We start from the raw sequence: 12,969 nt of genomic DNA, 5'->3' as shown, positions 1-12,969 counted from the left end.
GTTCTTCGGCGATCCGACCAAGCGGACCCCGCTCAATCGACCGGAACGCTCTTCCTCGAGAAACTCCGGGAGAGCCCGGAGAATCCGAGAGCGGCGAACACGAATCCCAACAGACACGTGGCCATGACCGAACCCCACGCCAAGAGCACCCGGGGTTCAAAGTCGGCACGGTAGATCTGCGGACGTGTATCGCTGCCCTTGGAGTAGTCGATCCGCCGCTCGACAACGTCCACTCTGTTCCCGACGTCTTCCCCGGTCAGTTGCGAACCGCTCACTTCGCGCGTCTCCACACCCCCGTCGTTCCAGTGAATCCGAGCTCGGCAGATCCAACCGAAGCCGATCACGTTCTCCCGCTTCGGGGCCCTCGATTTCGTGATCGGCCCCGAGAAGCGGCACTGCTGCGCGACAGCGGTACCGCGCGCCGAGACCTCGGTCCCCGCCGCACCGGTTCCGAAGTACGGCAGTACGACGAAGAACGCGGCCAGAAACAGCCCTATCCCGACGGGAATCAGCAACGCGTCGCGGACAACACGAACAACACACAAGATTTCTCCCAGCACTGGCCCGAAGGCTGCTCCGCGAGCCGCGCGGAGCCACCACGAACGAGGTAAGATTCACGGGTCACGCACTGTCGGTGTGATCGTGCTTGCCCATCTCGTGATCCGCGTAGTCCTGGTCGTCGGCCGTGGCACCGATCGCGGCGGTGTTGCGAGCGATCTCCTGCCCACGGGTCAGATCGGACAGTGAGCGGTTGCTCGCCCAGTTCTGGATACCCTTCCCGATCCGCGAGTTCGGCTGCAGCAACTCGTCCACCTTGGTCAGCAGTGGTTTTACCTTACCCACGAGCTCAGCCAGCTGCCGGAAGGCCCGGACGATCTTGTCCAGCCATTCGGAGACCCTGCTGGCCCACTTCGCGACGATCCGGATGCCGTCAGCGATGAGCAGCGGGGTGAGCGCACCGAGCGAGAGACCGGCTGCGGCCGAGGACCGCACCAGATAGGTGACCAGTTCGGACATGGCCGAGGCGATCATGTCCCGCACGGTGGTGCGGACGATCAGGATGGCCGTTCCAGCGCCGGAAACCGCCGCGCCAACCGCCCTGGCCGATTCCGCGGCTCCCTCGATAAGCTTGGCCTCGCCGGAGCCGAACATCCGGTACGACTCGGCGGCCGGTCCCCGCCAGCCTGCCGTGTCGGTGTCGACCGCCTGTTGCATCTCCGTCGCGGCTTGCTGCAACTCGTCCGAGATGTTGGCCCAGGTGTGGGCGTTGGCCTGCACCTGGTCGTGGTTGCCCGCCAGCGAGTCCAGCATGTCCGGTAGCGGCCAGACGTGTTCCATCATCCAGGCGAAGGTGGAGGTCAACAGCGCGTCGAACGGATTGGCCACGGTAGCGAGAGCGTCCACAGCGGCGGCGCCGCCGGTGATGGCGGCTTCGCCCCAGTCCTCATTCTTTACCGCGCGCCAGGAATCGACGGCGAAATCGACGACCATGAGGCCGTCCTCCCACATCTGGGAATCCGGCTCCGCCTCGACCAGCGGATTGTCCTGGCTCACGTCAGATCTCCCCCAATTCGTTGCGCACCGACTCCAGCAGTTCGGAGACGTGCTGGTCCACGGCGTCGTAGGTCTCCGCCGCTCCCTCGATCCCGGCGGCCGTGGCCTCCACCGCCGCGTTGGCGGTCGCGATGGTCGCCATGCCCTGCACCTCGATCGCACCGATCAACGGTGTGAGGATGGGGCTGCACAGCAGCCCGTACGCGTCCGTGCCGTTCAGCGAGACCTCACCCGCGGCGCCCTGCGCCGTGCCGATCCGGTCGGTCACCTGCTGCAGGTGCTGCGCGTGCGCGCGCATCTCGTCGGTGTTGACGTCGAAACGCTGTTCTCCCAAGGTTCACCTCCTGCGCTGGTTCAGCCAGTCGTACTCGTCGAACTGCTCGTCGTCGGAGTCCTGGCCGCCACGAGTGGACGCGGCGTCCCCCTGCTCCGGTTCCACGGGGAACCGGTCGCGCATCCCGGACAACACCGAATCCATCGTCTCGCTGTCCTGCCCCAGCACGGGTTCCATCGCTTCCCGCATCCGGTCCGTGAGCTGCGCCTGCGCCGAACGCACCGTGGTCAGGATCGTCTCGGACAGTTGTTCGGGGCGCTGTCGCAGCGCACCGTCCTCCAGCCGCAGGTCGGACATGTTGCCGTTCTGGTCGACGGTCACCCGCACCGAACCGTCCCCGCTGGTCGCCTCGCCCGACACTGTCGAGGCCGCGTCCTGGATGCGCTGCGCCTGTTGCATCTTGTCCTGGATCTGCTGCCGGAAACCGGCCAACATCTCGTCCGGATCGGAAGGTGTGCTCACTCTTCCCGCCGTCCTTTCACCCGATCGTGCTCCGAAGTCGTTCGGATACTACGGAGCGGTTCACAGCGACATGACACCAGACGAGTGACGCCATGTTGGGCAGAACGAATCATTCCGGACAGCGGATACCCGGCACCGGGTGCCTGCGCGAAGCGGTACTCACCCGATAGGGCAGGCTGGTGGGCGTGGCTGACCCCGGGAACAGTGCCGAGCTGCCGATGGTCTCGGTGATCACCGTCAACTACCACGGCACCGACAGCACCATCACCTGCCTGAACGCGGCGCGGGAGCTGGACTACCCGCCCGACAGGCTCGAACTCATCTGCGTGGACAACGAGAGTTCGGCCGAGAACGCGGAACGGCTCGGTGCTCTCGACGGGGTGAAACTGCTGACTTCCGGGGAGAACCTGGGATTCGCGGGCGGCTGCAACCTCGGAGCCGGGGAAGCGAACGGCACCGTGCTGGCGTTTCTGAACAATGACGCGGTGCCGGACCCGGGGTGGTTGCGCGCGGCCGTCGGCGTGCTGCGTGCCGCACCGACGGTGGGGGCCGTGGCGGGCAAGGTGCTGGATTGGCAGGGCAGCCGGATCGACTTCGTCGACGGCGGGCTCACCTGGTTCGGGATGGGCTACAAACGCCACGCGGGCGAGCTCGACGACGGCAGGCACGACGGCGCCCGCGACGTGTTGTTCGGCACCGGTTCCTCGCTGTTCGTGCGCGCCGAACTCTTCCGAGCGCTCGGCGGGTTCGACGAGCGGTTCTTCATGTTCTACGAGGACGTGGACCTGGGATGGCGGCTGAACCTGCGCGGCTGGCGGGTGCGCTACGAGCCGACCTCGGTTGCCTACCACCGGCACCACGAGTCGATGGCCGCGGTGAGTTCGGCGCGCGAGCACTACCTGCTGGAACGCAACGCCCTGGCCGCGCTGTACAAGAACGTCTCCGAGGCGACGCTGGCGCGTGCGCTGCCCGCCGCGCTCGCGTTGAGCGTGCGCAGGTCGACCGCGCGCGGCGAGCTGGACCCGCACCAGCTGGAGCTGGACCGCAGGCCCGCCGATCCGCGCGAGGACGAAGCACCCGTCCCCGTCGACCGGCAGGCCCTGGCGGGGGTGCTCGCCATCGACCGGTTCGTCGACCTGTTGCCCGAGTTCGCACGCGCCCGCGAGGTCGAACAGCGCGAACGGGTCCGCTCGGACGCCGACCTGGTTCCGTTGCTGCGCAAAGCGATGGAGCCCGCCTATCCACTGCCCCGTTATCTGGCGGCGCACGACGCGCTGGTGGAAGCCTTCGAGCTGGAAAAGGTCTTCGGGGGTTCGCGCCGGATCGCGGTACTGACCGGCGACGCGATCACCGAACGGATGGCAGGCCCCGCCATCCGGGCGTGGCACACGGCGGAAGCGCTCGCCGTGGAGCACGAGGTGCGACTGATCAGCGTCAACGCCGAGGTCGCCCCCGCCGATGCGGACTTCGCGGTGCTGCGCGCCGCACCCCGCGACCTGCCGTCGCATGTGGACTGGGCCGACATCGTGGTGGTGCAGGGGCACGTACTGGAGATGGTGCCCGCGCTGCGGCGGCAGGACTCCGGCACGATCGTGGTCTGCGACATCTACGATCCGATGCACCTGGAACTGCTGGAACAGGGCAGGGACACCGACGAGCAGCGCAGGGAGGCCGACCTGCGCGGCACCACCGAGGTGCTCAACAAGCAGCTGCGGCGCGGCGACTTCTTCCTCTGCGCCTCGCAACGACAACGACACTTCTGGCTGGGTCATCTCGCCGCACTGGGCCGAATCACACCGTCGGTCTACGACAACGATCCGACCATGCGCTCGATGATCTCGGTGGTGCCGTTCGGACTGCCGAACAGGCCGCCGAGTCGCACCGGCCCGGGCATCCGCGGCCGGCAGGGCATCGGGACCGAGGACAAGATCGTGCTGTGGGCGGGTGGGGTGTACAGCTGGTTCGACCCGCTCACCCTGCTGCACGCGGTGCACCGGCTGTCGGAGCATCACCCAGAGCTGCGGTTGTTCTTCCTCGGGATGCGGCATCCCAATCCCGACGTCCCGGAAATGGGCATGGCGGACCGGACCAGACAACTCTCCGAACGGTTGGGACTCACCGACAAGCACGTCTTCTTCAACGAGACCTGGGTTCCGTACGGCCAACGTCAGAATTATCTGCTGGACGCCGACTGCGGAGTCACCACGCACTTCGAACACGTCGAGACCACCTTCGCGTTCCGCACCAGGATGCTGGACTACCTGTGGGCGGGGTTGCCGGTGGTCACCACCGACGGCGACTCGTTCGCCGACCTGGTGCGGGACGAGGGGCTCGGCGTGGTCGTCCCGGCGGAGGACCCGCGAGCCCTGGCGAACGCCCTGGAACGAGTGCTCTACGACGAGCCGTTCATCCAGGGCTGCGAGGAGCGGATCGCCGAGGTGCGCGAGCGATTCACCTGGGAAACGGCACTGCGACCGCTGACGGAGTTCTGCCGCGATCCGCGTCCCGCTCCGGACCGCCTACCGGCGAGCGCGCCACTGACGCGAACACCCCGAAAGTCGCGGACGGCGGCGCTGCGCGACGATGTCGGACTGCTGCGGGAGTACCTGGACCAGGGCGGGGTGCGCGAGGTCACCAAACGCGCCGCGGGCAGGCTGCGCCGGGTCGCCGGGCAACGGCTGCGTGGCGGGGGAACCTCCTGACATGCGGATAGTGCTGGACGGAACCCCGCTGTTGGGAACGCGCACCGGAATCGGGCGCTACACCGCCAGGCTGTGCGAGGCGCTGGCCGAACTCCCCGGGGCACGGGTGCGGCTGCTGGGGCTGACCGCCCGTGGGTGGTCCGCACTGCGCGGTGCGGCCCCGGCCGGAACCCGGGCGTGTGGCCCACCGCTTCCCGCGAGGATGTTGGCGGCGTGTTGGTCGCGTTCGGAGTTCCCACCGATCGAACTGCTCGGTGTGCGCGGCGACGTGGTGCACGGTACGAACTTCGCGCAGCCGGCGGCGGCACGCACGCCGGGAGTCGTCACGATTCACGATCTCGACTTCCTGGACACACCCGCGAACGGCGCGAGCGGCGCCGGGCGGGAAAAACCGGTGGCCCGCTCCGTGCGGCGAGCGAGAGTGGTGTGCACCCCGACCTCGGCGGTCGCCGAACGTGTCGTGGCGCGCTTCGGGATCAGCGCACGTCGAACGGTGGTGACCCCGCTGGGAGTGGATCCGGAGTGGTTCGAGGCGCGACCGCCGGCCCCGGCACTGCGGCGACAGTACGGCCTGCCGGCGGACTATCTGCTCTTCGTTGGCGACGACGGCCCGCGCAAGGGACTGCCCACACTGCTGGAAGCGCTGGATCCCACGCTGCCGCCGCTCGTCATGGCGGGTCCGAGCGGTACGGGGACGGGAGAAGCGCGCTCGCCCGAGCGGGTGATGCGCACCGGGTACCTGCCGGACGAGGTGCTGCGCGGCGTGGTGGCAGGTGCCAGTGCGCTGGTACTTCCCTCACGTGACGAGGGATTCGGACTGCCGGTCCTGGAGGCGATGGCCGCCGGGGTTCCCGTGGTGTGCAGCGACATCGCCGCGCTGCGCGAAGTGACGGCGGGGCACGCCCACCTGTTTCCGTACGGCCGTGCCACGGCACTGCGCGCCGCCCTGCGGCAGGCGGTGGCCTCGGCCGGGGACCACGAGTCCCGGGAAGCGGCACGGGAGCACGCGGCCGGGTTCACCTGGCAGGGATGTGCCGAAGCCACGATGCGGGCCTATCAGCTGGCACAGTTCTGACGAGGCGCCGCCGACTCCGGCTCCCGAGGGCTCGGAACCGGTATCCGGACCGGCGGAACCTCCCACTCCTCGCTCGCGGCAGGTCCGGGAAGGACAGTCGTGCACGGTTCTCACGTCACTCGGCCCCGCCGCGACTTCGGAGCGGATAGGATCACCGAAGGTGATCAGTGGTGAACCCCGGGTGTTCGCGTGATAAGCGGGACGCCGGGGAGATTCGCTTCGCGGAGGGAAGGTGCTCTGGGCGCTGAGCGTGTTCGCGATGAGCGCGGGCACCGCGGTGGTACCGGTGTTCAGTGCCGAGGTGTACCTGGTTTCGGTGGTGCTGAGCCAGCACGGCCCGCCGTGGTGGGTGCTGGGACCACTGGCGGCGGTCGGACAGCTGCTGGGCAAGGCGGTGCACTACCTCGCCGCCCGGGGCGCCGTGCGGCTGCCGAGGCTACTGAACCGCGAAGGTCACCATGCGGAGTGGCGATGGCCGCACCGGCTCGGCGCGTTGTGCGAGCGACACCCCGTGGCAGGGGCGAGCACGGTGCTGCTCAGCGGCCTGGTCGGCGTGCCACCGTTCGCCGCCGTCGTTCTCGCGGCCGGGATGCTGCGAGTTCCGTGGCCGGTGTGGCTACCCAGCGCCGCCACCGGCCGGATGGCACGATTCTGTCTGCTGGCGGCACTTCCGGAACTGCTGCGGTTCGGCACTCCCCTGGCGGGTGCTCCGCTCTGCTGATCGCGCTCGGACGTGCGAGCACGACCCAGCCATGGGGAGCGTGCCGGGAACTCAGCTCGCGCCCCAGACCGCACCGTGCTGCTCGAAAGCCGCGCGCAGCGCGTCCCGCCAGTGCCGCAGCGGAGTGAGACCGCCCGCTGCCCACTGCCGGTCGGACAGCACCGAGTACGCGGGCCTGGGGGCCGGTCGGGGAACGTCGGCCGTGGCGACCGGACGCACTCGATCGGGATCGGCTCCCAGCTCCTCGAAGACCGCCCTGGCGAACTCGTAGCGGCTCACGCTGCCGGTGTTGGTGCAGTGCAGCACCCGTGCCGCGGGCTCGTCCCGGCGCGCGACCGAGTCGGCCAGTTCCAGCAGCCCACGGGCCAGGTCGGCGGTCCAGGTCGGCGAACCGATCTGGTCCTCAGCAACCGAGACGGTCTCACGTTCGGCGCACAACCGGGCCATCGCGCTGACGAAGTTCGCTCCCCGCGCGCCGTAGAGCCACGCGGTGCGCACCACCCACGCGCGGGGATGAGCTGCCAGCACGGCCTGTTCCCCAGCCAACTTGGTGCTGCCGTACACGCTGCGCGGCCCGGTCTCGTCGGTGGGCTCGTAGGGCTCGACGGCATCACCGGCGAAGACGTAGTCGGTGGACACGTGCAGCAGCGGCATCCCGCGATCACGGCACAGCCTGGCGAGCTCGGCGGGACCGCGCGTGTTGACCCGCTCCGCCGTCGCGCGGTCGGACTCGGCGTCGTCGACCGCGGTGTAGGCGGCCAAATTGATGACCACCGGACGCAGTCCCGCGTCGCTCGCGGCGTCGGCGAACGAGTCGACGGCGTCGGCGAGCATCCCGGAGTCGGTGATGTCGAGCTCCGCGGAACCGGGGGCGTGCAGCAGCCCCGGGCCTCGGCCTGCCGCCAGATCGGCGCCTAGCTGGCCACGCCCTCCCGGGATCAACAGTGCGGGTGGCGGCATCGACCTTCTCCTCGACTTTCGGAGGGATTTTGGCAACTCGGTTTCAGCGGAACTCGGGTGGCGGAACCTCTCGCGGGCTCTCGCTCCGTGCGGCCCGACATCGAGTAGTAGCTACGCCACGTCGGGCCGTACTCGCGAGAGCACACACGAGAGAACCCGCGGGTGGCCGGTCGACGCGCGTGGTCGTTGCGGCGCTGCCGCGCCGAAAGGCACCGGCGAAACCGGAGGCATCCGGACTCGACAAATGCTGTCAGGACCGAGGAGGGACTTCGGCGGTGGGCCGGTCGGGTCGGCACGGCGGGGTGTGCTCGGCCGTCAGGCGTGCTTGAGCGGTTCCCACCAGGCACGATTGCGTCGATACCACTCCACGGTCTCGGCGAGCCCCTCCCGCAGCGAAATCGTGGGACCGTAACCGAGCTCCGCGCTGATCTTGTCGTGGCGCAACGAGTAACGACGGTCGTGCCCCTTCCGGTCGGTAACCGGCCGCACCATCGACCAGTCCACACCCACTGCTTCGAGCAGCATGGAAGTCAGCTCCGAATTGCTCAGCTCGGTACCGCCGCCGATGTTGTAGACCTCGCCCGGCTCACCGGATTCGGCTACCAGCTGTATCCCACGGCAGTGGTCGGCGACGTGCAACCAGTCGCGGACGTTGCCACCGTCGCCGTAGAGCGGGACCTCCTTGCCGTCCAGCAGGTTGGTCACGAACAGTGGGATCATTTTCTCGGGGTACTGGTAGGGACCGTAGTTGTTGGAGCACCGCGTGACGCAGACCGGCAGTTCGTGAGTTCGATGGTAGGCCCGGGCCAGCAGGTCCGCCCCGGCTTTGGAGGCGGAGTACGGCGAGTTCGGCTCCAACGGATAGTCCTCGGACCAGGACCCCTCGGCTATGGAGCCGTAGACCTCGTCGGTGGAGACGTGCACGAACCTGGTGACTTCGGCCGAGAGCGCCGCGCGCAGCAGGTTCTCGGTTCCGACGACGTTGGTCAGCACGAAGTCGCCACCCGCCGTGATGGAACGATCCACGTGGGATTCGGCGGCGAAGTGCACCACCACATCGGTCCCGGGCATCCACTCCGCGAGCAGCTCCGGATCGCGGACATCGCCCCGCACGAACCGCAGCCGGGGGTGGTCGGCCACTTCGGCCAGGTTCGCGAGGTTGCCCGCGTAGGTGAGCTTGTCCAGCACGACCACCTCGGCACCGTCGAAAGCCGGATATCCGCCCGTGAGCAGCTGCCGCACGTAGTGCGAACCGATGAAACCGGCTCCGCCGGTAACCAGGACTTTCATGGCACCTTTCCCATCACGGTGTTACGTCCGCGGCACGAGCCCGGGGGCCGCGGCGGCCATTCGAGTCTGCCATGCGGTTCGGCGGGCGAACTCAACTGATACGCAACCCAACGTGAACGCTATGCGTCACCCGGAAGGGTTTAAGCCACTTTTTCCCGCTACGAACCACGTACTGCCGTGATCAGCGTTAACCTACGAACAGCAGCAAGGGCGGCGGAGTTCCATCGACGCCACCGCCCCGCTCAGGAGCTCAAGGGGGATTCGGCGTGAACAACCGGCCACGACGAGAGGGTGGCCCGCACGGGCACGCCGGAAGGCCCGACTCCCGACGCCTCCACGACACCGGGGACCGCACCGCAGGCGGGCGGCCCGAGCCCGACGGGCGCACTGCCGCGCGACCGGGACGACCGCACGAAACGAGAAGTACGCACGGTAGCCGACGAGAACAGCGACAGGGCCAACCGCGTGACCCCCGACAGCCCCCGCCGCCGACCGACGTGTGGGACCGGCGAGGCGGCCGGGGAGGTGGGCGCGGGGGCCGTGCCCGGATCGCTCCCCGGATTCTGGTGCTGCTCCTCTCGCTCATCGTGCTGAGCACCACCGGATACGGCTGGGGCAAGGTGAGTCAGCTCGATTCCGGCCTGCGGGGCAACATCGACATCAACAACGAACGCGACTCACCGGACGGCGCCACCGACATCCTGCTGATCGGCAACGACAGCCGCACCGACGCCCAGGGCAACCCACTTCCGGACGAGGTGCTGCGCGAACTCCGCGCCAGTCAGGAAGGCGGGCACCTGACCGACACGATGATCCTGCTGCGGATTCCCGACAACGGTAAACGCGCCCGCGCGGTCTCCTTCCCGCGCGACACCATGGTCGACATGGGCGAGTTCGGCGAGAACAAGCTCAACTCCGCGTTGAACCGGAAGCGTGTGGCGAAACGGGAGGAGCTGGAGGCGCAGGGGATCACCGACGAGAAGAAGCTGAACAGGTTGTCCGAGAAGGCGGGCAAGGAGTTCCTGATGGAAACCATCGAGGACTTCGCCGGTGTGACGATCGAACACTACGCGGAAGTGAACCTGCTCGGTTTCTACAAGCTCACCGAAGTGGTGGGTGGCGTCAAGGTGTGTCTGAAGAACCCGGTGGACGACCCGTACTCCGGTGCCGACTTCTCCGCCGGGGTGCACACCCTCTCCAAGGGGGACGCGCTGGCGTTCGTCCGGCAGCGACACGGCCTGCCCAGGGGCGATCTCGATCGAATAGTGCGACAGCAGGTTTTCATGTCCGGGTTGGCCAAGAAGATGCTCTCGGCGGGCATGCTCAGCAATCCCGGCAAGCTGAACGAGCTGATCAAAGCGTTGCAGGACTCGATCACACTGGACAAGAACTGGGACGTGCTCTCCTTCGCGAAGCAGATGCAGGGAATGGCCGCCGGGGACATCAAGTTCTACACCATCCCCGTGGAGATGAACGGCCCCAGCTCGGGGCTGCGCGCCGATCCCGATGAGGTGAAGCGGTACGTCGACAACCTGCTGCTGTCGCAGCGGAAACGCGAACAGGCGCAGCGGGATGCCGAACAGGCCGAAGAGCTGCGCGCCGAGACCGAGGTCAACGTCTACAACGCCTCGGGAGTGTCCGGACTGGCCGGACGTGTACTGGACGACCTCGCCGATCAGGGGTTCGACAGCGGAGTCGCGGCCAACGCGGAGAGCATGATGTCGGACTCGGTGGTGCGCTACGCCTCGGGTACCGAGCAGGCCGCGAAGCTGGCCGCCTCCGACCTGGGGGGCGTGCCGATCAAGGCGGGCGAGGATGTGGCACCCGGCAGCATCTCGGTGTATCTGGGGGACGACTACGCCGGGCCCGGCACCCGCGAGTTCACCGGCGAAGGTGCGGTGCGGCTGGACGGCACGGCGCGGGCGCAGGGTTCGGAAACCGAGCCGACCACCGGCAAGCAGCCGATCACGGCGGGAGGAGTTCGCTGCGTGAACTGACCGAACGGTTTCGCGTGGACACCGTCGCCGACTGCGAAGGGTCGAGCAGCGGCGACACGGCACCGATAATCGAAATATCCTCACATGAGCTCGGCTTCCGCACGTTAACCTTGAACTCCCGGATCCACACGTTGGTCCGGAGTTCGGTGTGTGCCACTTCCCCGAGCGCGATGTGGCGTGTCGCGGTCCCGACGTGACCACCGAAGGGAGAACGGCCGCTTTCCAGGAGGACCCAAGTGGACGAGCCCGACACGCACGCGACGTCGTCGGAAGAACCGCGCGAGGGGAACGCGGCATCCGGTAACGCGGAGTCGGACTCGACACTCCCTGGGAACGAGACGGAAAACATTTCGGACACCGGCGAGGAGACGCCTGGTTCGGATGCTTCCGAGGCAGTCACCTCCGGCGGGAGAACGACAACCGCCGGTGGTCGCGGCAGCCGTGTGCTGCGCGGCACGGCCCGGATCACGATGCGGTCCCTACTTGTACTCGCCTCGGTGGTAACGCTGGCGGGGACCGGGTTGGGCTGGACCGTGCTGGGGATGATGGAGAACCAGTCCAACAAGGTCGATCTGCGGTCCGGCGACTCGACCCGGCGGATGCCGGAGGACACCGCCACCGACATCCTGCTCGTGGGCAGCGACAGTCGCACCGACGCCCAGGGCAACCCACTGCCGGACGAGGTGTTGGACATGCTGCGCACCGAGTCGGCCAGTGGGCTGAACACGGACACGATCATCCTGCTGCGGGTGCCCGACGACGGGACGGCCACGACCGCCATCTCGATACCCCGCGACACCGCGGTACAGCGTTCCGGGAAGTCCAGGAAGATCAACGGGATTTACGGGCGGACCAAGACCACCAAGGAGGACGAGCTACGCGCCGCCGGTGGCCGTACCCGGGCCGAGATCGAGAAGCTGTCCAAGCGGGCGGGAATCCGCGCGTTGACCAGCGCCGTGGAGTCGTTGACGGGCGTGGGGGTGGATCACTACGCCGAGGTGAACCTGCTGGGGTTCTACGAGGTCACCAAGGCTCTCGGCGGGGTGCGGGTCTGCTTGAAACGCGCGACCAGCGACGAGAACTCCGGCGCCGAGTTTCCCGCGGGCGAGCAGACGATCTCGGGTGGGGACGCGCTGGCGTTCGTCCGGCAGCGACACGGCCTGCCCAACGGTGACTTGGATCGGATCGTGCGTCAGCAGGTGTTCATGGCCGCCGTCGCGGACAAGGTGCTTTCCAGCGGAACCCTCACGGACACCGGCAAGCTCCGCGACCTGATGGCCGCGGCCCGTAAATCGGTGGTGCTGGACAGCGACTGGCGAGTGCTGGACTTCGTGCGCCGGATGCAGTCACTGGCCTCGGGCGACATCGGCTTCGTGACCATTCCGGTCGAGGACACCACGGCACGCAACTCCGCGGGTCGCAGTGTGGTCAGTGTCGACGAGGAACGGGTGCACGAGTTCGTGGCGGGCTTCGGTCACGACGTCGCCGGTACCACTTCGGACTCGAACAGCGGTTCGCCCGGTGCGTCCTCCCAGCCGAGCTCGACCGGCTCCCGGCCCGGCTCGACCCGGCCATCCTCCGGTCCGCCACAGTCATCCTCCGATTCACCCCGCTCCGGCCCCGGCTCGACCGAACCGACGCACCGGATGACCGGGGACCCGCTGGTACGGCTGGACGGCGTGCGGGCAGCGCCGAGTGCTCCGGTGGAATCGCCGCAGCGGGAGATCACCGCGGAAGGTATTCCCTGCGTTTACTGACCACGGCTTTCCGAACCGGGGTGGCGGACAGCGCGCGGTTGTCTTACCGGACAGCTCTCTTGTAGGACATCTTTCTTACCGGGCAGCGGTGACATCGAGTAGGCACCGTCCCCGTGG

The 12,969-nt window shown here is 68.0% G+C and carries 11 protein-coding genes; 5 read left to right on the top strand and 6 right to left on the bottom strand.

Annotated elements, in window-relative coordinates:
• Positions 1-32: 32 nt before the first annotated feature.
• From ACOQFL_RS20505 to ACOQFL_RS20490, 4 genes are all read right to left on the bottom strand, one after another.
• Positions 33-545: a DUF6346 domain-containing protein gene (locus tag ACOQFL_RS20505; RefSeq protein ID WP_435545818.1), complete on the bottom strand. Its 513-nt coding sequence runs from the start codon at positions 543-545 to the stop codon at positions 33-35.
• A gap of 76 nt (positions 546-621) precedes the next feature.
• The gene (locus ACOQFL_RS20500; RefSeq protein WP_435545817.1) at positions 622-1,554 is read right to left on the bottom strand and encodes a WXG100 family type VII secretion target; all 933 of its coding nucleotides are present in this window, start codon (positions 1,552-1,554) and stop codon (positions 622-624) included.
• A 1-nt stretch (position 1,555) separates the two neighbouring features.
• Positions 1,556-1,888, bottom strand: a complete 333-nt coding sequence (locus ACOQFL_RS20495) for a type VII secretion target (RefSeq protein WP_435545816.1) — start codon at positions 1,886-1,888, stop codon at positions 1,556-1,558.
• 3 nt (positions 1,889-1,891) lie between these two features.
• On the bottom strand, positions 1,892-2,350 hold the full coding sequence (locus ACOQFL_RS20490; protein WP_435545815.1) for a YbaB/EbfC family nucleoid-associated protein: 459 nt from the start codon (positions 2,348-2,350) through the stop codon (positions 1,892-1,894).
• A gap of 218 nt (positions 2,351-2,568) precedes the next feature.
• Between ACOQFL_RS20490 and ACOQFL_RS20485 the strand changes: the two genes are divergently transcribed.
• The 3 genes from ACOQFL_RS20485 (at position 2,569) to ACOQFL_RS20475 (ending at position 6,848) form a co-directional block, all read left to right on the top strand.
• Positions 2,569-5,052, top strand: coding sequence for a glycosyltransferase (locus ACOQFL_RS20485; protein WP_435545867.1), 2,484 nt, complete (start codon positions 2,569-2,571; stop codon positions 5,050-5,052).
• A gap of 1 nt (position 5,053) precedes the next feature.
• Positions 5,054-6,127, top strand: coding sequence for a glycosyltransferase family 4 protein (locus tag ACOQFL_RS20480; RefSeq protein WP_435545814.1), 1,074 nt, complete (start codon positions 5,054-5,056; stop codon positions 6,125-6,127).
• Between the two features lie 232 nt (positions 6,128-6,359).
• The gene (locus ACOQFL_RS20475) at positions 6,360-6,848 is read left to right on the top strand and encodes a VTT domain-containing protein (RefSeq protein WP_435545813.1); all 489 of its coding nucleotides are present in this window, start codon (positions 6,360-6,362) and stop codon (positions 6,846-6,848) included.
• A gap of 51 nt (positions 6,849-6,899) precedes the next feature.
• Here the strand turns inward: ACOQFL_RS20475 and rfbD are convergent, their stop codons facing one another.
• Complete coding sequence (gene rfbD, locus ACOQFL_RS20470; protein WP_435545812.1) at positions 6,900-7,808, bottom strand: dTDP-4-dehydrorhamnose reductase; 909 nt, start codon at positions 7,806-7,808, stop codon at positions 6,900-6,902.
• 315 nt (positions 7,809-8,123) lie between these two features.
• Entirely contained in the window at positions 8,124-9,098 is a 975-nt protein-coding gene (gene rfbB, locus ACOQFL_RS20465) for a dTDP-glucose 4,6-dehydratase (protein ID WP_435545811.1), read from the bottom strand.
• Between the two features lie 566 nt (positions 9,099-9,664).
• Here rfbB and ACOQFL_RS20460 point away from each other — a divergent pair.
• Positions 9,665-11,095, top strand: a complete 1,431-nt coding sequence (locus ACOQFL_RS20460) for an LCP family protein (RefSeq protein ID WP_435545810.1) — start codon at positions 9,665-9,667, stop codon at positions 11,093-11,095.
• A 236-nt stretch (positions 11,096-11,331) separates the two neighbouring features.
• Positions 11,332-12,852 (top strand): LCP family protein, encoded by a 1,521-nt coding sequence (locus tag ACOQFL_RS20455; protein ID WP_435545809.1) that lies wholly within the window; start codon positions 11,332-11,334, stop codon positions 12,850-12,852.
• Positions 12,853-12,969 lie beyond the last annotated feature (117 nt).

Source organism: Actinopolyspora sabaoui, from assembly GCF_051225635.1.
In the GTDB taxonomy this organism is placed as follows: domain Bacteria; phylum Actinomycetota; class Actinomycetes; order Mycobacteriales; family Pseudonocardiaceae; genus Actinopolyspora.
The sequence above is the reverse complement of the archived record's forward strand: the minus strand, read 5'-3'. Positions and strand labels throughout refer to the sequence as shown.

Coding starts and splice junctions, on each gene's coding strand:
- ACOQFL_RS20485 (WP_435545867.1), top strand. CDS start 2,569: ATGGTCTCGGTGATCACCGTCAACTACCACGGCACCGACAGCACCATC.
- rfbB (WP_435545811.1), bottom strand. CDS start 9,098: ATGAAAGTCCTGGTTACCGGCGGAGCCGGTTTCATCGGTTCGCACTAC.
- rfbD (WP_435545812.1), bottom strand. CDS start 7,808: ATGCCGCCACCCGCACTGTTGATCCCGGGAGGGCGTGGCCAGCTAGGC.
- ACOQFL_RS20480 (WP_435545814.1), top strand. CDS start 5,054: ATGCGGATAGTGCTGGACGGAACCCCGCTGTTGGGAACGCGCACCGGA.